Below are 20,266 nucleotides of genomic sequence, written 5' to 3'. Positions count from 1 at the left end.
TGGAGGGCCATGGGCAAGAAGAAGAAAGCCAAGCGCGGGGCGAAGCAACTGGTCGATGCCGATATCGACCTCGGCCATGGCGTGGCCGCCGAGCTGCGGCATCATCCGGTGGTCAAGGTCGCGGGCACGCTGAGCGAGGTGGCCGACCAGCCGCCGATGGTCGCGATCAACCTGTCCACCATCGCCGCCGGGCTGATCGCGCAGGACGCCCGGCTGACGCGGACGGGCATACGGATGCTGATGGCGCATGGGCTCGCGACGCTGGCCAAATCGGCGATCAAGCATAATGTCGACCGGGCGCGACCCAAGCTGTTCGCCAGTCGCGAGGCGCATCGGCCGAAGCCCGGCGACCATGACGAAGGCCCGCACAATTCCTTTCCGTCCGGCCATACCGCCGGGGCGGTCGCGGTGGCGCGGGCGGTGGCGCGGGAATATCCGCAGGCGGCGGTGCCGGTCCATGCCGCCGCTGCAACCATCGCCGCGATCCAGGTGCCGCGAGGCACGCATTTCCCGATCGACGTGGTGGCCGGGGCGGTCATCGGCTGGGCGGCGGAGGCGATCGTCGCAAGGGTGATGCCGGAGGCTGGAAGTTGACAAAGGTTGCGGGGCGTCGAATTTTTGTCAGCCTATATTTTGTTTTCTTACAGTGGGTTGGGCGTAACTTTCTGCGCCGAAGTTGACACTTCGCTCGCGGGGTGACGCGAGAAGCGGGACCCCGGATCAAGTCCGGGGTGACGTAGGGGAGCCGACGATGTCAAAGGGCATCGGCGAGCATGGCAGCGCCGTCCGGTGTAGGAAAGCGCTTCGCCCTATTTGAACACGTCGGGGTTCACCGCGACGTCGCGCTTCTTGCCCCAGGTCGTCGTCCTGGCGAGGACGGGCCGGTCGAGCACGCCGATCAGCGTTTCGGGCGAAGGCAGGCCGGTCATCGGCGTGTGGGTCGCAACCGATCCGGGTTCGTAGCCGGCGACCGACCATTGGCGGACCTGCTTGCCCTCCGCCTGTCCCAGTTCGCGCGCGATCACATCGGGTTGGACCGCGATGCCGCGTCCGCTGTCGCTGATCGCGAGCAGATAGCCCTCCGGTTCGGCATTTTCGCGATAGGCCGCGCCGAACGGGGCGGGGGCCGGATCGCGGCACCAGAGCGGCGCCGTGGCAGGCGGCGTGCCCTTGCCGTCCGCCGCCGCCGCGATCAGGCCGCCGGTGAGCGCGGCGGATTGAATCGCCTTGGGATCGGTCACCGTGGTTGCGGCGGCATCGAAGACGAGCGGGGTGGCGCACGCCGCGACGGGTGCGGCGGCGGGCGCGGCGGGGATCGTCCGCGGCCATGCGAGCGCGTCGAGGATCGCCGGGATGCGCGCCGCGACCGCCGCACCGTCCATCTTGCTGGAACTGTAGCGCACCTTCACCAGCCATTCGCCGACCGGCAGGATGGCAAGCGCGGTGCCGCGATAGGGCGGCTTGTTCAACGTCCAGCCGGCCATCAGGCCGCTGACGGTCGACTGTCCCGGCGGCGTGAAGGCGGTGGGCACGACCGGCGCGACGTTGCCGAACAATTCGCGGCGCTGTTCGACCGAGGCGCGGGCGCGGTCGAACCACACCGGCACGCTGCCGGTGAGCGAGCGATAGACATAGACGGTAATCATGTCCTCGCCATTTTCGTATTTGGCGAAGACGTCGAGTTCCTGATCGCCGAATTGCCGGACGCCGACGCGGGCGATGCCGTCCAGCTGGGCGGGGGTCGTGATGCCGCTATGCTTGAAGCGATAGGGCTTGCCCGGCTTCGCGTTGATCGCCGTGCCGCTTTGCTGCGCGGCGACCGGTGTCGCGACAATCATCCCCGCTGCCAGTGCAGCCATCCATATCCGCATGTCATCCCCCCCTGGGCGGCCGTTCGTCGGGCCGTCTGTCGTGGGCGAACCTTTCCTACTTTTGGGTGGGATGTCGAGGCGGTTGTGGCGCTGGGGCGGCTTTTGCGCGGGTGCGCGCGGTACGCCGGCCGGGGATGAAGAAGCGGGACCCCGGGTCAAGCCCGGGGTGACGGGTAGGTGGTTGCGAACTAGGCGGCGGGCTTCGGTGCTCATCTTGCTTTGGTGGCGGGTGAGGGGATGAGCACGGCCGGAGCGCCGGGCTTAAGCGCAAACATGCGATTACCGCTGAGCGGCGTGATGACGAACAGCCGCCGTTGATACGCCTCCACGACGAAGCTGTGCGCTTCGTTGGGGAGCGGCCCGGTGAGGGTGGATACGACGCCGCCGACGACGCGCTGCTTCGCGGAGGGCGGGGGCAGCGTCATGCAGCCCTTTGAGAAGGCATGGGGCGCGGTGGCACGGCCGTCGGGCGCGACATCGACGCGGTAATGGCCGCCGATCGGCATGTCGTCGGCCTTGGTCTGGGCGGACAGGAAATAGACTGCGGTCACGTCGCTGGCGGTGGCGGGTGGAACGACCACGGTGTTGAAGGCCGGGCCGCAGGGGCGCAGGGCGGCGGCGCCCATCGCCTTGGCCGCGCTGTCGCGGGCGGCGATCAGGCTGAGCTGCGACGGGGACAGGGCCGCCGCGTCGGCCGGGACGAGCTTCGCATCGGCGAGCTTTCCGCCGACCAGGCGCGCGGTGTAGAGCGCGCGGGGCGGTTGCGACCGGTCGTGGAAGGTCAGGATCGGTGCGGTCGCCGGCCCCTCGACGATCCAGCCGCCGAGCTTCTGCCGCCAGTCGGGCAGGCGCCGTTGCACATCGTCGGTGCCGAGCCATGCGACCCGATCATAGGCGGCGAGCAGGCGGCCGCGTTCGGTAGTGCGGTCCAGCGCCGCGCGTTCCTCCGCCGACAGGGTTTGGGCGGGCGCGGTCTGCGCCACGGCCGGCGCGGCCAGGATCATCGCCAAGAGTGCCGTCGCGGTTCGCATCCTGTCCTCCCATGCGGCGGTCATGAAAAAGGGAGGCCCGCCGTCGCCGGCGAACCTCCCCCTTTTTTCGAACGGTGTCGACCGGAAATCAGGCGGCGAGCGCGGCCTTCAGGTCGTCGACCAGATCGGTTTTTTCCCACGGGAACAGGTCGCCTTCGGGCTTGCGGCCGAAATGGCCGTAAGCGGCGGTCGGGCGATAGATCGGCTTGTTGAGGCCGAGATGCGTGCGGATGCCGCGCGGGGTCAGGCCGCCCAGCTTCTCGATGCCGGCGATCGCGGTTTCGATCGCGTCGTCGGCGACGGTGCCGGTGCCGTGCGTGTCGACATAGAGCGACAGCGGCTTCGACACGCCGATCGCATAGGCGAGCTGGATCGTGCAGCGCTTGGCGAGGCCGGCGGCGACGATGTTCTTCGCGAGGTAGCGGGTGATGTAGGCCGCCGAACGGTCGACCTTGGTCGGGTCCTTGCCGCTGAACGCGCCGCCGCCGTGCGGGGCGGCGCCGCCATAGGTGTCGACGATGATCTTGCGGCCGGTCAGGCCCGCATCACCGTCCGGGCCGCCGATTTCGAAGCTGCCGGTCGGGTTGATGTGGTATTCGGTCGCGTCCGACAGCAGGTCGGCGGGCAGCACGTCGGCGACGACCGACTTCACGTAATTGTGCAGCTCGGCTTCCTTGTCGCCATTGTCGTAGCCGGCGGCATGCTGGGTCGAGACGACGATCGCGGTCGCGGCGACCGGCTTGCCGTTTTCGAAGCGCAGCGTGACCTGGCTCTTGGCATCGGGTTCGAGGAACGGCGCGGCGCCCGAATGGCGGTCGGCGGCCATCTTGGCGAGGATCTTGTGGCTGTAGTCGAGCGTGGCCGGCATCAGGTCCGGCGTTTCGTCGCAGGCGAAGCCGAACATGATGCCCTGATCGCCGGCGCCTTCGTCCTTGTTCCCCGATGCGTCGACGCCCTGCGCGATATGCGCCGACTGCGCATGCAGGTTGTTTTCGAAGCGGAAGGTTTCCCAGTGGAAGCCCGACTGTTCATAGCCGATCTTCTTCACGGTTTCGCGCACGGTGCGTTCGATCTCGGCCTCGGCGCCCTCGGCCCACTGGTCGTTTTCGAACACGCCCTTGCAGCGGATTTCACCGGCGAGGACGACGAGCTGGGTCGTGGTCAGCGTTTCGCAGGCGATGCGCGCTTCGGGGTCCTTCGACAGGAACAGGTCGACGATCGAATCGGAAATCTGGTCCGCGACCTTGTCGGGATGGCCTTCGGAAACCGATTCCGAGGTGAAGAGATAATTGGAACGCATGGACTTCCTCTAGGCTAGAGGGAAAGCACGCGGCCGTTGCCATGCCGCATATAAAGCTTTCCTTATGTCGGTGCCCTAGCGCGCGCGGCGGCGGATGGCAATCGCAAGGCCGCACAGCAAAACTATCGCCAGCAGCGCCATCCAGTTGCCGACCCGCGCGAACAGTGTGGGGGCGTGGGGGGCAGGCAGCGGCACCTCGATCGCGTCGGCGCGGCCCGCCGGGATGGTCGCGACCAGCGCACCGCTGGCGTCGATCACCGCCGAGATGCCGGTGGGGGTGGCGCGCAGGATCGGCAGCCCTTCCTCGGTCGCGCGGAGACGGGCTTGGGCGAGGTGCTGCGGCGGCCCCCAGGTGCCGAACCAGGCGTCGTTCGACGGATTGAACAGGAAGGCGGGACGATGGGCGCGGTCGACGACTTGGCCTGAAAAGATGATCTCGTAGCAGATCTGCATGCCGACCTGGCCGAAGCCGGGCAGGGTGAGGGTGGCGGGGCCGGGGCCGGGGGCGAAGTCGATGTCGCCCATGACGAGGCGTGACAGGCCGAGCGGCTGGAGGATCGATCGCAGCGGGAGGTATTCGCCGCCGGGGACCAGATGCGCCTTGTCATAGCGGCCGGCGATGCGGGTGTCGGGGGTGAGGGCGAACACCGAATTGCCCGCGCCGGTCAGCTGGCTGCGCGGGTCGAAGTTCAGTGCGGTACCGCCGACCAGCGCGACGTCGCGGGGGCCGAGGATGCTGGCGATGCGCGCGCGCAGCAGCGCGGGCGGCGCGTCATACCATTCGGGCGGGTAGCCGTCCTCGAGATAATAGTTCACCGTGCCTTCGGGCCAGACGATCAGGCGCGGGGCGCGGCCGGGGGTGCCGGAGAGCTCGATCTGCCTTTCGAGCAGGCGCTGGTCGTAGCCGGGGCTGCGGACCGCTTCCTGCGGGAAGTTCGGCTGGACGACGCGGACGCGCGGGGCATCGGGGGTGGCGGCGATCCGGGCGGGGGTATCGCCCCGCCACAGGAACCAGCCCATCAGCAGCGCGAATACCGCCAGCACGCCGGTACGTCGGACGCGTGTCGGGGCGAGCAGGATCGTACCGCTGAGCAACACGGTCAGGCCCGACAGGGTGTAGGTACCGGTGATCGTCGCCAGCCCCCGCAGCGGGGTCGGGACCCAGATCACGCCGATCGGGTTCCACGCATAGCCGGTGAAGACGATGGCGCGCGCATATTCGGTCGCGATCCATGCCGCTGCGGCGATGGCGACATAGGCGAGGTCGGGGCGCCCGCTGCGCCGGCCCAGCTTCCACGCGATGCCACCCGCCAGCATCGGGTAGATGGCGAGGTAGAGCGCGAGGCCGACGACCGCGACATAGCCGAGGGCCGGCGGCATCCGGTCCTGGAAGTCGAAGGCGTGCTGGATCCAGTTGTTGCCGATGGTGAAATGGGCGACGCCGAACAGCCAGGAGCGCCACAGCGCCGCCTTCAGCGTCGGCGCCTGATGGACGACCCACAGCCACAGCGCCAGCGCGGCGAGCGTGACCGGCCACCATTGGAGCGGCGCGAAACCAAGGGCCGAGGTCAGGCCGGCGAGCAGGGCGAGGAGAGCGGGCACGCGGGTGCATATCCGGCTTGCGGGGGTGGGTGCAAGGGGCGGTTCCATCGTGTTCCGTTTGGTTCGAGCCTGTCGAGAATGGGGTGCCCGGAACGCGGTGTTCTCGACGGACGCTTCTCGACAGGCTCGAAGCTGCTCGAACCGAACGGGATCGGGGTGGGGGCGGCAGAACTCAGCCTCGTTCGGTTCGAGCCTGTTGGGACCGGACTGCCCCGAACGGGGCGTTCTCGACAGACGCTTCTCGACAGGCTCGAAGCTGCTCGAACCGAACGGGATCGGGATGGGGGGCGCCAGAACTCAGCCTCGTTCAGTTCGAGCCTGTTGGGACCGGACTTCCCCGAGCGCGGCGTTCTCGATGGACGCTTCTCGACAGGCTCGAAGCTGCTCGAACCGAACGGGATCGGGGTGGGGGGGCGCCAGAACTCAGCCCCGTTCGGTTCGAGCTTGTCGAGAACCACGCGCCATCGGCGGGCTTAGCTGCTATCCCGAGCCCATGACTGCCTATGCCTGGCTCGCCATCGCGATCGTCGCCGAAGTGATCGCCACCTCGACCATGCGTGCGACGCAGGGGTTTACCCGGATCGGGCCGTCGCTGGTGACGGTCGCGGGCTATGCGGTGGCGTTCTACTGCCTGTCGCTGGCGCTCCGGACCATGCCGACGGGGATCGCCTATGCGATCTGGTCGGGGGTCGGGATCGTGCTGGTCGCGGGCATCGCCTGGGGCTGGCAGGGGCAGCGGCTGGACGTCCCGGCGATGCTCGGCATGGCGCTCATCATCGCGGGCGTGATCGTGATGAACCTGTTTTCCAAGAGCGTCGCGCACTAAATAAGGCGCGAAGAGGAGTTTCCATGAACCAACCGGTCGAAGTCGATATCCCCCACAAACTGGGTCGTGCGGGCGTGCGGCAGCGGATCGATGGCGGCATCGACAAGCTGGCGAACATGATCCCCGGCGGCGTGATGCACGACAAGCGCTGGGACGGCGACACGCTGCACTTCACGGTCAGCGGGATGGGGCAGACGGTCAAGGCACGTTGCGAGATGCACGACGCCCATGTCCATGCGGTGCTCGACCTGCCGCCGATGCTGGCCATGTTCGCGAACAAGATCAAGGAGAAGCTGGGCCGCGACGGGCCGGCGTTGTTGAAGTAGGTCCCTAACGCCACCGACGTCACCCCAGCCTGCGCTGGGGTGACGCCTGGGGAGAAGGGCGGCGTGCGGATCAGCGCGTCGCCAGCGGCTGGCTGACCCGCCAGATCACGTTGCCGACATCGTCGGCGACCAGCATCGCGCCGGTGCGGTCGGCGATGACGCCCACCGGGCGGCCGAACGCCTGCTTGCCATCGGCCGAGAGGAAGCCGGTGAGCAGATCGACCGGCTTCGCATCCTTCGCGGGGAAACCGCCATCGGCGGCGAAGGGCACGTACACGACCTTGTAGCCCGAGGGAGGCACGCGGTTCCACGATCCGTGCAGGCCGATCGCCGCGCCATTGGCGAAACGGTCGCCCAATCGCATGTCACCGGTAAAGGCGAGGCCGAGCGGCGCGACATGGGCGCCGAGCGCATAGTCGGGGCGGGCGACATACTGGCGCAGGTCGGGGCGCTGCGGCTGGACGCGGTCGTCGATATAACCGCCCCAATAATGCCACGGCCAACCATAGTTGCCGCCGAACTCCACCTTGGTCAGGTAATCGGGCGGCATGTCGGAGCCGAGCATGTCGCGTTCGTTGACGACCGCCCACAAATCCTTCGTCCGCGGTTCGAACGCCATGCCGTTCGCGTTGCGCAAGCCGGTGGCGTAGATGCGAAAGCTCTTCTTTTCCGGATCGACCTGCCAGATGGCGGCGCGGTTCTTTTCGATCTCCAGCCCGTTTTCGGCGATGTTGGAGGCCGAGCCGACGCTGACGTACAGCGACTCGCCATCGGGATCGGCGACGACGTTGCGCGCCCAGTGATTGCCGCCGCCGGGCAGGTCGACGATTTTTTCCGCATCCGCGGTGATCCGGGTCTGCCCGACGCGGAAGGGATAGCGGACCAGCGCGTCGGTGTTGGCGACGTACAGCCAGTCGCCGACCACCGCCATGCCGAAGGGCGAGTTCAGCCCGCTGAGCAATGTCGAGCGCCCCTCCGCCACGCCGTCGCCATTCGCGTCACGCAGCAGGGTGATGCGGTTGGCGGACGGGGCGCCGGCGCCGGCCTGTTTCATGAACAGGCGCATGAAGAAGCCGGTGATGCCGCCGCCCTCGCGCGGGGGGCTGTTGGTTTCGGCGACCAGCACATCGCCATTGGCGAGGCGGTAGAGCCAGCGCGGATGGTCGAGGCCCTTGGCGAACGCCTGGACCTGCAGGCCCGCCGGGGCGGTCGGGGTCTGGCCGTCCTGCCACCCGGTCGGTTCGGCGACGCGGACGGTGGGGATCGTCTGCTTGCGGACCTGCGACAGCTGCGGCACGCGGCCGGCGACGGCGTTTTCGCTCAGCTGTGCCCGGTCGGGGCGGGTGAGATAGAAGACCAGCCCGGCGACAAGGACCAGCAGGACGATTCCGAAACGGACGGCATGTTTGCGCATGGAGCGTGGATACAAGCGCGCCCCCGCGCGGCAAAGCGAAAAGGGCCGCCGATGCCAAGGGAGCAGCATCGGCGGCCCGTCGGATGCAGTAGGGAGGGCGCGACCATCGTCAGCGCCGCGTCCCGCGGCTCCATCCGATTCGTTATGCGGGGGATGTCCCCGCCTTAGGCCATGGTTTCAGCTGTAACCAGTGGCTTGTTACGTCAGGAACCGTACCCAAAGAATACGACCGTATCATGGCACCGGAACGCGTAGTTTCGCGCGATGTGATCGATTGCGGCGATCAGGCCGAAAGCGCCCGCGTCGTTGGCCCCGACGGCGAAAAAGCGGACCCCGGGTCAAGCCCGGGGTGACGGAAGGGGGGAAGGTCGGCGCAGGATGCGCGGCGGGCTATTCCTCGACCGCCGGCAACGGGGGGTGGAGGCGCAGGCGCAGGACGCGGCGGGTGTCGGCGGCGATGATCTCGATCCGCCATCCCGAGGGATGGTCGAGGCAGGTGCCCTGTTTCGGCACTTCGCCGGCGAGCACGAAGGCGAGGCCGCCCAGCGTCTCGACATCTTCCTCGACCTCGCCCAGGCGCGGGTCGATCAGTTCGGCGGCGTCTTCCAGCTCCGCCCGCGCATCGGCCTCCCACGCACCGCCGTCCAGCGGCACGAACAGGTCGGTCGGCGCCTCGTCATGCTCGTCCTCGATCGCGCCGACGATCTCCTCGACCAGATCCTCGATCGTGATGAGGCCGTCCGTGCCCGAATATTCGTCGAGCACGATGGCGAGATGGGTGCGGCTGGCCTGCATCTGCGCCAGCAGGTCGAGCGTGCCCATCGACTGCGGCACATAGAGCGGCTGCCGCAGCAGGCTGATCGCGGTCGGGGGAGGCTCCTCGCCCTTGGCAAGGATCGCGAACACGTCCTTTACGTGCACCATGCCGACGATGGTATCGAGCTTTTCGCGATAGACTGGCAGGCGGCTGTGTCCCGCTTCGGCGAACAGCTTCACGACATCGGCGAAGGGCGTGTTCTCCTCCAGCGCGACGATATCGGCGCGCGGCACGCCCATGTCGCCGGCATCGCGTTCGCCGAAATGCAGGATGTTGCGCAGCATCTTGCGCTCGATCGGCGACAGGTCGCCCGCGACCGGTGCATCGTTTTCGTCCTCATGCGCCGCGATCACTTCCTCGATCCGTTCGCGCAGCGTCTCGCTGGCGTCGGTGCCGAAGATCAGCGAGCGCAGCCCCCGCCATATGCCCCCTTCGGAGCTGCTACTGTCGCCGGGCGCGGTGCTGGTCGAAACGTCGGCCATGATGGTCGTGTCAGTCCTCTGTAACGGGATAGGGGTCGTGCAGGCCGAGTTCGGCGAGCGTGGAACGCTCGATCGCCTCCATGGCTTCCGCCTCGGCATCATTTTGATGGTCATGGCCTAGCAAATGCAGGCAGCCATGGACAATCAGATGCGTGGCATGATCGGCGACGGAAATGCCGCGTTCCTCCGCTTCGCCCACGCAGACGCCGTGGGCGAGCACGATATCGCCCAGCAGCACCTCGCCATCGTCGCTGTTCTGCGTGACGGTCGACAGCAGGTCGGGCTGGATCATCGGAAAGGACAGGACGTTGGTCGGCTTGTCCTTTTGCCGGTACTGCCGGTTGAGCGTGTGGACCTCGTCATCCGACGTCAGGCGGACCGCGATCTCGATCAACGCGGGATCGGTCAGCCATGCACCCTGCGGCGTCCGGCCAATGGCGGCGGTGGCGGCGCGGGTGGCGAGTGCCTCCCAGGCGATGTCCTGCGGCCAGTCGGCCTCTGCCTGCACGGCAATGTCGATCATCTCAGGTCGGTCCTTGCGAAATCGTCGCCCTTGTAGAGCAATTCGGCGTTGTTGGTACGGGCGCAGGCATAGGCGAAGCAATCGCCCATGTTGAGCTTCGCTTCGTGGCGACCCTTGCCGTAGCGATCATACGCGTCTAGCGCGGCCTTTGACTCTTCGGTGCCGATGTCAACTCGCCGTAATGCCGCCGCCGCGGCCGTGTCGCGTACCTCCTGACGCGCGCGCTCGATGGGGTAGCGATAGGACCGGCAGAGCGCCAGAACGGTTTCCCATTCGGTCATTGCGGACCAAATCGGATCGGCGTCATGCATTACCCGATCCATCATCGATCCGCCCTCCGGTTCGCCAGCGATCATCGCCACTAGTGCTGACGCATCAACGAACAGGGTCAACGACGTCTTCCTCTCCGGACAGCCAGTCGTAAAACGCCTTGTCCGCTTTCAGTCCGGTCGGAGGCGGAAGAGGATTTTTCTTGCGATATTCCCGCATCCATTCGTGCAGGTTCTGGCGGCGTGTCGCCTTGTCGAGATCATCCTCGACCCGGCGGATGGCATCGCGCACGGCCTGCGTTTTACTAGTACCAAGACGCTTGGCCACGCGCGCTACGGCTGCCGCGGTTTCAGGGTCCTTGATATACAGCGACGCCATGGCATCCTCCGAACGGTATATCCCGCAACCTAATGCGGGATATACTCCGCATCAAGCATCCTTGCCCTCATAGGCTTCGACGATGCGCCCGACGATCGGGTGGCGGACGACGTCGCCGGCGCCGAAGCGGGCGAAGGCGATGCCCTCGATCCCTTCCAGCCGGCGGGTGGCGTCGGCGAGGCCCGATGCCTGGACGCCGCCGGGCAGGTCGGTCTGGTTGGGATCGCCGCATACCACCATGCGGCTGTTCTGGCCGAAGCGGGTCAGGAACATCTTCATCTGCGCGGGCGTCGTATTCTGCGCTTCGTCGAGAATGACGAAGGCGTCGGCCAGCGTCCGGCCGCGCATGAAGGCGATCGGCGCGATTTCGATCTCGCCCGACAGGATGCGGCGTTCGACCTGTTCGGCGGGCAGGCAGTCGTTCAGCGCGTCGTAGAGCGGGCGGAGATAGGGGTCGACCTTTTCCTTCATGTCGCCCGGCAGGAAGCCCAGTTTCTCGCCCGCCTCGACCGCCGGGCGCGACAGGATCAGGCGCTGGACGCTGCCGGTGATGAGCTGGGCCACGGCCTGCGCGACGGCGATATAGGTCTTGCCGGTGCCCGCCGGCCCGAGAGCAAAGATGATGTCGTTGGACAGCAGCTGGTGCATGTAGCTGGCCTGCGCGACGGTGCGCGGCACGATCGTCTTCTTGCGCGTGCGGATCATGATCGACGGTGCGCCCTGGCCGCTTTCGGCGCGGAAGATGCCGTCGAGCGCGGGCTGCGACGACATGGCGATCACCGCATCGATCAGGCCGGGATCGACCTCTTCGCCGCGCAGGATGCGGCGGTGGAGTTCGTTCAGTACCTCACGCGCATGGGCCACGGCCTCGGCCGATCCCTCGATCCCGACCCGATCGCCGCGCGCGGTGATATAGACGCCCAGCCGTTCCTCCAGCGCCAGCAAATTGGCGTCGAATTCGCCGAACAGGCGGGAGAGGAGCTGCGGCTTGTCGAAGCTGATTTCGGCGCGGGCGCGCTGACCGGCTTGGGCGGGGACGGGCTTGCGGCTCATGCGATCCTTTCGCGAAAAGGCCGGCACGCAGGATGCGCCCGGCCAGGGAGAGCAGGAAGGTGGCGGAACTCGCGCATCGAGCCATCAACGCGCGAAGGCGGATCATTGGCCCAGAGACGGCGCGGTGCGACTGCATCGGCGCCAATGTGGCAGAGCGCGCGGCGGCGGGACAGCGATAAATGACGGGGGGAGCGCGGTTCGCCGCACATCCCCCCGACGGGCGTCAACCCAGCGTCGCCATGTCGATGACGAAGCGATATTTGACGTCGCTCTTCGCCATGCGGTCGAAGCCGGTTTCGATCTCCGCCATGTCGATGATCTCGATATCGGCGGTCAGGCCATGCTTGTTGCAGAAATCGAGCATCTCCTGCGTCTCGGCGATGCCGCCGATCAGCGAACCGGCGAGCGAGCGACGACCGAAGACGAGGTTGCCGACCGAGGGCGAGGGGTGCGGCGTTTCCGGTACGCCGACCAGGGTCATCGTGCCGTCGCGCTTGAGCAGGGCGAGGAACTGGTCGAGGTCGTGGGATGCGGCGACGGTGTTCAGGATGAAGTCGAAGCTGCCGGCATGCGCGCCCATCGCATCGGCGTCCTTCGACACGATCAGGTCCTTGGCACCCAGTCGGATCGCATCGTCGCGCTTGTTGGGCGAGGTGGAGAAGACATAGACCTCGGCGCCCATCGCCGCCGCGATCTTGACGCCCATATGGCCGAGACCGCCCAGGCCGACGATGCCGACCTTCTGCCCCGGACCGACGCCCCAATGCTTGAGCGGCGAATAGGTGGTGATGCCGGCGCACAGCAGTGGCGCGACGGCGGCGAGGTCGGCCTCGTCATGACGGATCTTCAGCACGAAGTCCTGGTCGACGACGATATGGTCGGAATAGCCGCCGAAGGTGTGGCCGCCCATGACCGGATCGGGACCGTTATAGGTTCCGACGAAGCCGGTGCCGGTGCAATATTGCTCCTCGCCGTCATGGCAGGACGGGCATTCGCCGCAACTGTCGACCATGCAGCCGACGCCGACCGTGTCGCCGACGACGAACCTGGTCACGTCGCTGCCGACGGCGGTCACCGTGCCGACGATCTCATGCCCCGGAACGCAGGGGTAGAGCGTGCCGGGCCATTCGCTGCGCGCGGTATGGAGGTCGCTGTGGCAGACGCCGCAATAGCGGATGTCGATCGCGACGTCGTTCGGCTGCGGATCGCGGCGTTCGAACGAGAAGGGGGCGAGCTTGCTGTCGGCCGACTGGGCGGCATAGCCCTTGGCAGGGGTCGTCATGATGCTGGTGTTTCCGTGAATGAGAGCATTCCGCCGCGTGCAATGCCGGCCCGGCGAATTGGTTGCCGATATAGTATATCAAGTTGCTGATTTAAGTGGCGAAGCGTTCAGCCGACGCGACGTTCGCCATGTTCGAGCATCGCGGGGATCACCAGATCCTCTTCATCCGCCAGATGGCGCAGCAGCAGCCGGGTCAAGAGCGCGGCATGGTCGGCATGGGTGTCGACCACGCGAGCGTCGCGGTTCGGTTCGCTCAGGCTGGCGAGCAGGCCGCGCGCGCTGCCGAGCGTGGTTTCGAGCGCGTCGTGGATCGCGTGGTGATCGGCCTCCAGCAGGTCGAAACCGCGTTGCATGCGCGGGTCGAGCGCGCGGAACTTCGGGAAATAGACCGCATCCTCGATCCGGTGATGCCCGTCGAGGTGCCCCAGAAACTGGTTGAGCGCGGGCACGAAGCGGTGCGGAAACGCCTGGGCGTCGAGGCGGCCTTCGCGGAAATCGGCGATGATCCCCTCGACTGCGCCGCCTTCGGTCCGCAGCGACTGATGCACGTGCAGCCAGAAGTCGCACAGCTGCCCGAAATTGACGTGTTTCGCCCAGTCGCCGCGGGGATAGGCGGCGCGGAGATAGGCGATGTCGTCGGTGATGCCGTCGCGCGTCGCCAGCGCGTGGGCGTCGCTCACGCCGCCGCCCGCATCCGTTCGACGGCGGACAGCGACACCGGACCGGCGGCGACGATCTCCACCTCGACCATATCGCCGATGCGGGCGTCGGTGTCGAAATGGACCGATTGCAGCCAGGGCGACTTGCCGAGCATCTGTCCGGCGTGGCGGCCGGCGCGTTCGACCAGCACGGTGCAGGTGCGGCCGACCGCCGCGTCGTTGAACGCCTTCTGGTCGCGCAGCAGCGACGCCTGCAAGCGCTGCAGACGGTCGTCCATCACCTCCATCGGAACCTCGCCCGCCATGTCGGCGGCGGGGGTGCCGGGGCGGGGCGAGTATTTGAAACTGTACGCCTGCGCATAGCCGACCGCATCGACGAGGCGCAGCGTTTCCTGAAACTCCGCTTCGGTTTCGCCGGGGAAACCGACGATGAAGTCGCCCGATAGCGCGATGTCGGGCCGGGCGGCGCGGACACGGTCGAGCAGGCGCAGATAGCTGTCGGCGGTGTGGCTGCGGTTCATCGCCTTGAGCACCCGGTCGCTGCCCGCCTGTACCGGCAGGTGCAGGAACGGCATCAGTTTCTCGACGTCGCGGTGCGCGTCGATCAGGCCCTGCGTCATGTCGTTGGGATGGCTGGTGGTGTAGCGAATCCGCTCCAGCGCGGGCAGGCGGTCCAGCTCGCGGATCAGCGCGTCGAGGCCGCGACCATCGGTATCGGTCCAGGCGTTGACGTTCTGCCCCAGCAGCGTGATCTCGCGTGCGCCGCCATCGACCAGCGCCTTCGCCTCATCGATGATCCGGGCGAAGGAGCGGCTGATTTCTGCCCCCCGTGTGTAAGGCACGACGCAATAGGTGCAGAATTTGTCGCAGCCTTCCTGCACCGTCAGGAACGCCGACGGGCCGCTGCGGCGGCGGGCAGGCAAATGGCCGAATTTAGATTCGGCCGGCATGTCGGTGTCGAGCGCGGGCTTGCCCGCCGCCGCGTCCGCCACCAGCTTCGGCAGGTTGTGATAGGCCTGCGGGCCGACCACCACATCGACCTTCGCGCGGCGGACGATCTCCGCCCCTTCTGCCTGCGCGACGCAGCCGGCGATGGCGATCATCGGGTCGGACCCGTGTTTGCGCAGGCGACCAATGTCCGAATAGACCTTTTCGGTCGCCTTTTCGCGGATGTGGCAGGTGTTGAGCACGACCAGATCGGCGGCATTGGCGTCGTCGGTCGCGGTCATGCCCTCAGCCGCCATCAGCTCGGCCATGCGTTCGCCGTCATAGACGTTCATCTGGCAGCCGAACGATTTGACGTGGAAGGTTTTCGGGGTGGTCATCGGCGGGCCTTTACCGGATTTGGCGCGCGGTCGGAAGGGTTGCGCGTTTTGGTCGGTCGAAGAAGATTGGTTCACGCGAAGGCGCGAAGGCGCGAAGGCGCGAAGAGAAGAAGGAGTTAGATTTCGCGCAGAGGCGCGGAGGCGCAGAGAGGTTGCGCTTGCCGCGACAGCGGCACTCTATCTCCTGCGAGGCAGGAACGAGGCTTCGCCAGACAGACTGCAAGCGTCCGCTCCACAACCCCTCCGCGCCTCCGCGCGAACCAATTCTTCTTTGTGCCTTCGCGCCGTCGCGTGAAAACGGAAGAAGCGGGACCCCGGATCAAGTCCGGGGTGACGGGTGGATCAGGCGCGCTCCGCCATCACCTCGGCGATCAGGTCCTTGCGGCTGAGCTTGCCGATCATCGTCTTGGGCAGGGTCAGGCGGACGACGACTTCGTCCACCCGCTCATGCTTGCCGAGCTGCGGGTTGAGCCATGCCTTCAGCGCCTCGCCGGTCACCTCGGCATCCTCGGCCAACGTTACATAGGCGTGGGGGCTTTCGCCGCGATAGTCGTTGGGCAGGCCGACGACCAACGCCTCGCGGATCGCGGGGTGGTGGTAGAGGACGCGTTCGATCTCGCTCGGGAACACCTTGAACCCGCCGACCGCGATCATGTCCTTCAGCCGGTCGACGATGCGGATGAAGCCGTCTTCGTCGATCGTCCCGACATCGCCGGTGCGCAGCCATTTGGTGCCGTCGGCGTCGATGCAGAAGGTCGTGTCGTCGGCATCGGGGCGGTGCCAGTAGCCGCACATGATCTGCGGCCCCGCGACGACGATTTCACCCGGTTCACCATCCGGCGCAGCGCGCGTCGCGTCTTCCTTGTCGACCAGCCGCACGCGGGTATGGGCGATCGGCTGTCCGATGCTGCCCGCCTGTTGCGGCCCGGCATAGGGGTTGCAGGACACCACGCCCGAACTTTCGGACAAGCCATAACCTTCGACGAGCGTCGCCCTGGTCGCGGCTTCGAAGCGTTCCTTGAGTTCCGGTGGCATCGGCGCGCCGCCGGAAATACAGAAGCGCAGCGAGGAGAAATTGGTCTGCGGCAGGCGCGGATGGTCGAGCAGCGCGCGGTACATGGTCGGCACGCCCGGCAACGCGGTGGCGCGGGTGCGGGCGATCGCCGCCAGGACCTGGCCGGCGTCGAAGCGGGGGAGCATGACGATCTCGCCTCCGGTAACAACTGTCCGGTTGAGCACACAGGTGTTGGCGAAGACGTGGAACATCGGGAGCGCGCCGATGATGCGTTCGCCGGGCGTCGGGCCGTCGGGGTCGAGCCATGCGACCTGCCGCGCATTGGCCGACAGATTGGCATGGCTGAGCATCGCGCCCTTGGGACTGCCGGTCGTGCCGCCGGTGTACTGGATGAGCGCGAGATCGCGTTCCGGGTCGATGGTCGGCGTACCGCAGCCGCCGTCATTGGCGATCAGCGCGGAAAAGGCGGTAACTCGGCGGTCGTCGGGGCGCGGCGTCACTTCCTGCGACCGGAACCAGCGGTAGAAGAGCGACTTCGCCGGCGGCAGGGCGCCCGCGACCGACCCGACGATCAGCCGTTCGAGCGAGCTGGTCTCCAGCACCTTCAGCGCGGTCGGCAGCAGCGCGGACGCCGACAGGGTGAATAGCAGCTTCGTGCCCGAATCCTCGACCTGCGCCGCCAGCTCCTGCGCGGTGTAGAGCGGCGAGAAGTTCACGACGGTCGCGCCGAGTTTCAGGATGCCGTAATAGGCCGCGACATAATGCGGTACGTTGGGCAGGAACAGGCCGATGCGGTCGCCCGGACCATAGCCCATCGCCGCCAGACCGCAGGCGACGCGGTCGGCGCCGTTCTTCGTTTCGGCATAGCTGTAATGGCGGCCGAGAAAGTCGATCAGCGGAGCATCGCCGCGCTTTGCCGCCGATTCCTCGAACAGGGTCACCATCGACATGGGCGGGAGCGGCGTGTCCCAGGCGACGGGGTGGGCATAGCGGTCGAGGACGGGTGCGGCGCTGCTCATTTACATAGGTGTAAGCAAGCGTTGCGGAGGGTGCAAGCCAAGTTGCGTTACAAGTAATTGCTGTCAGGCAGCCAATGCCCGCCCGGCGCGGTCGCGGCCGGCAGCCTTGGCCTGGAACAATGCCTTGTCGGCCATGCGGTAGAGCCGCTTCCAGTCGTTTTCGTCGCCCAGCGGCCCGTGGCAGATGCCGATGCTGCTGGTGATGCGCAGGTCGAACGGCAGGCGTACCGCGCGCACGCTGGCGAGAATCACGTCGACATCGGGCAGCATCGATTCCTCGCCCAGCAGCGCGAATTCCTCGCCGCCCATGCGCGCGACCAGTACGCCGGGCAGGGCATGATAGCGCAGGGTACGGGCGAACAGGCGCAGCACCTCGTCGCCGCCGTCATGGCCGATCGTGTCGTTGACCTGTTTGAAATGGTCGATGTCGAACAGCATCAGCGTGCGGGGTCCATCGGACGGCACGGCGCGGGCGAGGAAGGCGCGGCGGTTGAGCAGCCCGGTCAGCGGATCGGTATCGGCCAGCTCGCGGCTGATCGCTTCCTGGCGGATCGCCTCGTCGCGTTCGTGGCTGAGCATCCGCATGCGGTATGCGATGGCGACGCTCGCCAGCAGCGTTTCGGCGGTCATCGCGACGATGGTCGAATTGTCGATCCAGAAGTTCCACGGCAGCGCGCCCAGATTGTAGAGGGCACGCATGACCAGCATCGCCAGCGGCGCGACCCAGCTGAGCGCGAACAGCGACAGATAGGCGCTGCGCCGCCGCCCCGCGCGGACCATGGCGAGCAGCACCACCACCGGTGACGCCAGCATCATCACCGAGAATATGCGGTCGAGGATCGGCATCAGCGGGGCGCCGATCGCCATCAGCACGACCGCCAGGCCGCAAAAGGCGAGTATGACGATCCGCATCGCGCGCAGCGGCCAGCCATCGAGCACCCGCGCTTCGAAGAAACAGGCGCAGAAGGTCAGCGCGGCGGCCATGCCGCCACACAGCATGACATAGCTGAACAGGATGCGCCGGTTGTTCGACATGTCCGGCAACAGCCACGCCATCGCCCCCGACGAACTGAGTGCATAGAGCAGGAGACAGGCGAGCAGGCCGCAATAGGCGAGCTGAAAATCGTGGCGCAGCACGCGCCAGAGCGCGAAATTGTAGACCAGCAGCCCCAATGCCAGCCCGGCAAAGGCCGAATAGAGCGCGGCGAGCAGCGTGTCGGAGCGGATGCTCTGCGCATCGGTCGCCAGCCGCGGGCCGAGCACGATGCCGCGCATGTTGGAGGCGCCGTCGATCCGCCACAACAGGCGGGTGAACGGTGCGCCGGCAGGTACGAAGCGATGCTCGACCACCGCGCCCAGCCGCAGCCGCTGGCCGATGCCGAATTCGTCGGCGAACTGCCCGACGATCCGGCCATCGGCGGCCGGGGCATAGAGCGTCATCTGGCGCTGCCACATACTGACCTGCCGCACGCGGATCGGCGCATCGGCGTCGGCAGGACGCGGCAGCGGTGCCGACAATATCCAGAAATCGCCCGCGCCAAGCGACAGTTGCGGCGTGGTGCAGTCGAACCGTCCCGCTTGCGCGAACATCGCCTGTGGCGTGTCGCCGGGCTGTACCCGGCTGACGCAAACGGGGATGGTATGGCCGATATTGCCGATCGTGCCGGCCTGCGCGTGGGCGTCACCGGCGCAGGCGAATCCGATCGCCAACAGCAGCGCAATCCACAGCGGGCGAACCGACCAGAACATTGTTTCGGCTATGCATTCGCCGCGCCAACAAATGGTTAACCCGGCCTTCGGTTCGTCGCGTCGGCCGCCCCGGACCATCGATCAGCGATGGGCGACGACCGCTATCGCCAGGCCGGCGGTCGCGGCCTGCTGAACGACCGACTGCGTGGTCGCCACCCCGGCACCGGGGGGCAGCATCACCCGTGCACTCGCCTTGCCGTTGCCGACCGGTTGCGGAAAGGTGGTAGCCCGGCTGGGGATCTGGGCACCCTGTTGCCGGACAAAGGCCGCCACCGCCTCGCTGGGGCCGGTCACCTGCAGTTCGGCGCCGCCCTTGGCCGGGCCGAAGCCGCAGCCCGCCAGCAGCATCGTCGCCGCGATCGTCGCGTAAAGTCGCATCCTACCCCCATGTCGCTCCGCCGCGTGGTCGCGGTCGTCTACGGGGGGCAAGCTGACATGGGACGGCGCGCGGCGCAATGGCCGCGCGTCAAGGGGATCAGCCGAGCGCTTCGTCGAGCAGGCGGGCGAGGCGCAGGCCGCCCTTCTTCACCTGATCCTGCGCGATCGGCACCAGCCGGGCGATAGTGGCATCGTCCAGTTTCACCCGCGCGTCGCTCTTGGGCGCGCAGGCGTCGCCGCCGAACGCGGGGGCATACGCATAGTCGCGGCTGACTTCCCAGCTGTCGCGGCTCCAGTCCTCGACGGTGCCGGCCTGGATGGGGGCACGTTCGGCAGCGGTGTAGCTGCGCAGGATCGAGGGCGGCGTGGAGATGGCGCGTTCGGCCAGCGGCCCGTCCCAGATCGAATGGAGGTTGAAGCGTTCCGGACCATAGACGCCGTAATCCGCCTTCACCCGGTTCCCGCCCAGGTCGCCGCGATCGCCGGCGTGGAGCGGCATGTGGAGATCGCCGACGAAATGGACGAGGAAGGCGAGCGCCATCACCTTTTCGCGCATCGGGACCTTTGCGTCCTTCAGCAGCTTCACGTTGCGTTCGATCTGCGCCGACACGCAATTGCCGTCCTTGCACGCCGATTTCAGGTCGAACGGCTTGCACACATCGATATTCTGGTAATGCCACGAATAGGCATAGCTGAAGCGTTCGCCGAGCGGCTTGACGCAATCGGCCCAGACGCTCGCTTCCTCGATGGTGCGCGCCGGACAGGTCGGTGTCTCCAGCAGCGCCTGATGCCGCAGGATGCGTTCGATCGCGGCGCGGGTTCCCGGGCGAACGTTCAGCCGCGCGATCGTCGCCACGCTCTCATGCCCGAATTCCCAATAGGCATAGGCCGGCGAGGTGGCGAACAGGCAGGCGAGCGCGAGGAGCAGGCGGCGAATCATGCCGCC

At 67.1% G+C, this 20,266-nt stretch carries 20 protein-coding genes; 3 read left to right on the top strand and 17 right to left on the bottom strand.

Features of this window, described 5'->3' with window-relative positions; genetic code table 11:
• Nucleotides 1–9 precede the first annotated feature (9 nt).
• The gene (locus PPZ50_RS13925; protein WP_066689469.1) at nt 10–594 is read left to right on the top strand and encodes a phosphatase PAP2 family protein; all 585 of its coding nucleotides are present in this window, start codon (nt 10–12) and stop codon (nt 592–594) included.
• A 215-nt stretch (nt 595–809) separates the two neighbouring features.
• Here PPZ50_RS13925 and PPZ50_RS13920 read toward each other — a convergent pair whose 3' ends face one another.
• The 4 genes from PPZ50_RS13920 to lnt all read right to left on the bottom strand — a co-directional run bounded on the left by PPZ50_RS13920 (nt 810) and on the right by lnt (nt 5,852).
• On the bottom strand, nt 810–1,871 hold the full coding sequence (locus tag PPZ50_RS13920; protein WP_157092697.1) for a hypothetical protein: 1,062 nt from the start codon (nt 1,869–1,871) through the stop codon (nt 810–812).
• A 209-nt stretch (nt 1,872–2,080) separates the two neighbouring features.
• A complete protein-coding gene (locus PPZ50_RS13915) occupies nt 2,081–2,902 on the bottom strand; it encodes a hypothetical protein (RefSeq protein WP_157092696.1) in 822 nt (273 codons plus the stop codon).
• Between the two features lie 88 nt (nt 2,903–2,990).
• Nucleotides 2,991–4,202 (bottom strand): methionine adenosyltransferase, encoded by a 1,212-nt coding sequence (metK, locus tag PPZ50_RS13910; protein ID WP_066689466.1) that lies wholly within the window; start codon nt 4,200–4,202, stop codon nt 2,991–2,993.
• Nucleotides 4,203–4,277: 75 nt separating this feature from the next.
• On the bottom strand, nt 4,278–5,852 hold the full coding sequence (gene lnt / locus PPZ50_RS13905; protein ID WP_272815329.1) for an apolipoprotein N-acyltransferase: 1,575 nt from the start codon (nt 5,850–5,852) through the stop codon (nt 4,278–4,280).
• 445 nt (nt 5,853–6,297) lie between these two features.
• On the opposite strand from lnt, the gene PPZ50_RS13900 reads away from it, so the two are divergent.
• Complete coding sequence (locus PPZ50_RS13900; protein WP_066689464.1) at nt 6,298–6,630, top strand: SMR family transporter; 333 nt, start codon at nt 6,298–6,300, stop codon at nt 6,628–6,630.
• Nucleotides 6,631–6,653: 23 nt separating this feature from the next.
• Complete coding sequence (locus PPZ50_RS13895; protein ID WP_066689463.1) at nt 6,654–6,956, top strand: polyhydroxyalkanoic acid system family protein; 303 nt, start codon at nt 6,654–6,656, stop codon at nt 6,954–6,956.
• Between the two features lie 70 nt (nt 6,957–7,026).
• Here the strand turns inward: PPZ50_RS13895 and PPZ50_RS13890 are convergent, their stop codons facing one another.
• From PPZ50_RS13890 to PPZ50_RS13830, 13 genes are all read right to left on the bottom strand, one after another.
• Nucleotides 7,027–8,370, bottom strand: a complete 1,344-nt coding sequence (locus PPZ50_RS13890) for a PQQ-dependent sugar dehydrogenase (RefSeq protein ID WP_066689462.1) — start codon at nt 8,368–8,370, stop codon at nt 7,027–7,029.
• Nucleotides 8,371–8,760: 390 nt separating this feature from the next.
• The gene (locus PPZ50_RS13885) at nt 8,761–9,669 is read right to left on the bottom strand and encodes a hemolysin family protein (RefSeq protein ID WP_066689461.1); all 909 of its coding nucleotides are present in this window, start codon (nt 9,667–9,669) and stop codon (nt 8,761–8,763) included.
• A 10-nt stretch (nt 9,670–9,679) separates the two neighbouring features.
• On the bottom strand, nt 9,680–10,192 hold the full coding sequence (ybeY, locus tag PPZ50_RS13880; protein WP_066689460.1) for an rRNA maturation RNase YbeY: 513 nt from the start codon (nt 10,190–10,192) through the stop codon (nt 9,680–9,682).
• A complete protein-coding gene (locus PPZ50_RS13875) occupies nt 10,189–10,584 on the bottom strand; it encodes a type II toxin-antitoxin system VapC family toxin (protein WP_066689459.1) in 396 nt (131 codons plus the stop codon). Before PPZ50_RS13875 ends, ybeY begins: the two co-directional genes overlap by 4 nt.
• Entirely contained in the window at nt 10,568–10,840 is a 273-nt protein-coding gene (locus PPZ50_RS13870; RefSeq protein ID WP_066689458.1) for a type II toxin-antitoxin system VapB family antitoxin, read from the bottom strand. The genes PPZ50_RS13875 and PPZ50_RS13870 overlap by 17 nt, the downstream gene beginning before the upstream one ends.
• 51 nt (nt 10,841–10,891) lie before the next feature.
• Entirely contained in the window at nt 10,892–11,893 is a 1,002-nt protein-coding gene (locus PPZ50_RS13865; protein ID WP_066689457.1) for a PhoH family protein, read from the bottom strand.
• Nucleotides 11,894–12,116: 223 nt separating this feature from the next.
• Entirely contained in the window at nt 12,117–13,175 is a 1,059-nt protein-coding gene (locus tag PPZ50_RS13860) for an NAD(P)-dependent alcohol dehydrogenase (protein ID WP_066689456.1), read from the bottom strand.
• 107 nt (nt 13,176–13,282) lie between these two features.
• Nucleotides 13,283–13,855, bottom strand: a complete 573-nt coding sequence (locus PPZ50_RS13855) for a hemerythrin domain-containing protein (RefSeq protein WP_066689455.1) — start codon at nt 13,853–13,855, stop codon at nt 13,283–13,285.
• Nucleotides 13,852–15,159 (bottom strand): tRNA (N6-isopentenyl adenosine(37)-C2)-methylthiotransferase MiaB, encoded by a 1,308-nt coding sequence (gene miaB, locus PPZ50_RS13850; RefSeq protein WP_126013210.1) that lies wholly within the window; start codon nt 15,157–15,159, stop codon nt 13,852–13,854. Before miaB ends, PPZ50_RS13855 begins: the two co-directional genes overlap by 4 nt.
• Before the next feature lie 342 nt (nt 15,160–15,501).
• Nucleotides 15,502–17,193 (bottom strand): long-chain-fatty-acid--CoA ligase, encoded by a 1,692-nt coding sequence (locus PPZ50_RS13845; protein ID WP_066689454.1) that lies wholly within the window; start codon nt 17,191–17,193, stop codon nt 15,502–15,504.
• A gap of 63 nt (nt 17,194–17,256) precedes the next feature.
• On the bottom strand, nt 17,257–18,942 hold the full coding sequence (locus PPZ50_RS13840) for a GGDEF domain-containing protein (RefSeq protein WP_272815328.1): 1,686 nt from the start codon (nt 18,940–18,942) through the stop codon (nt 17,257–17,259).
• Between the two features lie 81 nt (nt 18,943–19,023).
• The gene (locus PPZ50_RS13835) at nt 19,024–19,320 is read right to left on the bottom strand and encodes a hypothetical protein (RefSeq protein WP_066689452.1); all 297 of its coding nucleotides are present in this window, start codon (nt 19,318–19,320) and stop codon (nt 19,024–19,026) included.
• Between the two features lie 97 nt (nt 19,321–19,417).
• Nucleotides 19,418–20,260, bottom strand: a complete 843-nt coding sequence (locus PPZ50_RS13830) for a S1/P1 nuclease (RefSeq protein ID WP_066689451.1) — start codon at nt 20,258–20,260, stop codon at nt 19,418–19,420.
• Nucleotides 20,261–20,266 lie beyond the last annotated feature (6 nt).

This window comes from Sphingomonas hankookensis, assembly GCF_028551275.1.
GTDB lineage: Bacteria > Pseudomonadota > Alphaproteobacteria > Sphingomonadales > Sphingomonadaceae > Sphingomonas > Sphingomonas hankookensis_A.
This window is presented reverse-complemented; position numbering and strand designations above follow the sequence as displayed.

Coding starts and splice junctions, on each gene's coding strand:
- PPZ50_RS13925 (WP_066689469.1), top strand. CDS start 10: ATGGGCAAGAAGAAGAAAGCCAAGCGCGGGGCGAAGCAACTGGTCGAT.
- PPZ50_RS13920 (WP_157092697.1), bottom strand. CDS start 1,871: ATGCGGATATGGATGGCTGCACTGGCAGCGGGGATGATTGTCGCGACA.
- PPZ50_RS13840 (WP_272815328.1), bottom strand. CDS start 18,942: ATGTTCTGGTCGGTTCGCCCGCTGTGGATTGCGCTGCTGTTGGCGATC.
- PPZ50_RS13915 (WP_157092696.1), bottom strand. CDS start 2,902: ATGCGAACCGCGACGGCACTCTTGGCGATGATCCTGGCCGCGCCGGCC.
- PPZ50_RS13890 (WP_066689462.1), bottom strand. CDS start 8,370: ATGCGCAAACATGCCGTCCGTTTCGGAATCGTCCTGCTGGTCCTTGTC.
- PPZ50_RS13865 (WP_066689457.1), bottom strand. CDS start 11,893: ATGAGCCGCAAGCCCGTCCCCGCCCAAGCCGGTCAGCGCGCCCGCGCC.
- PPZ50_RS13870 (WP_066689458.1), bottom strand. CDS start 10,840: ATGGCGTCGCTGTATATCAAGGACCCTGAAACCGCGGCAGCCGTAGCG.
- metK (WP_066689466.1), bottom strand. CDS start 4,202: ATGCGTTCCAATTATCTCTTCACCTCGGAATCGGTTTCCGAAGGCCAT.
- PPZ50_RS13860 (WP_066689456.1), bottom strand. CDS start 13,175: ATGACGACCCCTGCCAAGGGCTATGCCGCCCAGTCGGCCGACAGCAAG.
- PPZ50_RS13830 (WP_066689451.1), bottom strand. CDS start 20,260: ATGATTCGCCGCCTGCTCCTCGCGCTCGCCTGCCTGTTCGCCACCTCG.
- PPZ50_RS13900 (WP_066689464.1), top strand. CDS start 6,298: ATGACTGCCTATGCCTGGCTCGCCATCGCGATCGTCGCCGAAGTGATC.
- ybeY (WP_066689460.1), bottom strand. CDS start 10,192: ATGATCGACATTGCCGTGCAGGCAGAGGCCGACTGGCCGCAGGACATC.
- PPZ50_RS13885 (WP_066689461.1), bottom strand. CDS start 9,669: ATGGCCGACGTTTCGACCAGCACCGCGCCCGGCGACAGTAGCAGCTCC.
- PPZ50_RS13895 (WP_066689463.1), top strand. CDS start 6,654: ATGAACCAACCGGTCGAAGTCGATATCCCCCACAAACTGGGTCGTGCG.
- PPZ50_RS13835 (WP_066689452.1), bottom strand. CDS start 19,320: ATGCGACTTTACGCGACGATCGCGGCGACGATGCTGCTGGCGGGCTGC.
- miaB (WP_126013210.1), bottom strand. CDS start 15,159: ATGACCACCCCGAAAACCTTCCACGTCAAATCGTTCGGCTGCCAGATG.
- PPZ50_RS13845 (WP_066689454.1), bottom strand. CDS start 17,193: ATGAGCAGCGCCGCACCCGTCCTCGACCGCTATGCCCACCCCGTCGCC.
- lnt (WP_272815329.1), bottom strand. CDS start 5,852: ATGGAACCGCCCCTTGCACCCACCCCCGCAAGCCGGATATGCACCCGC.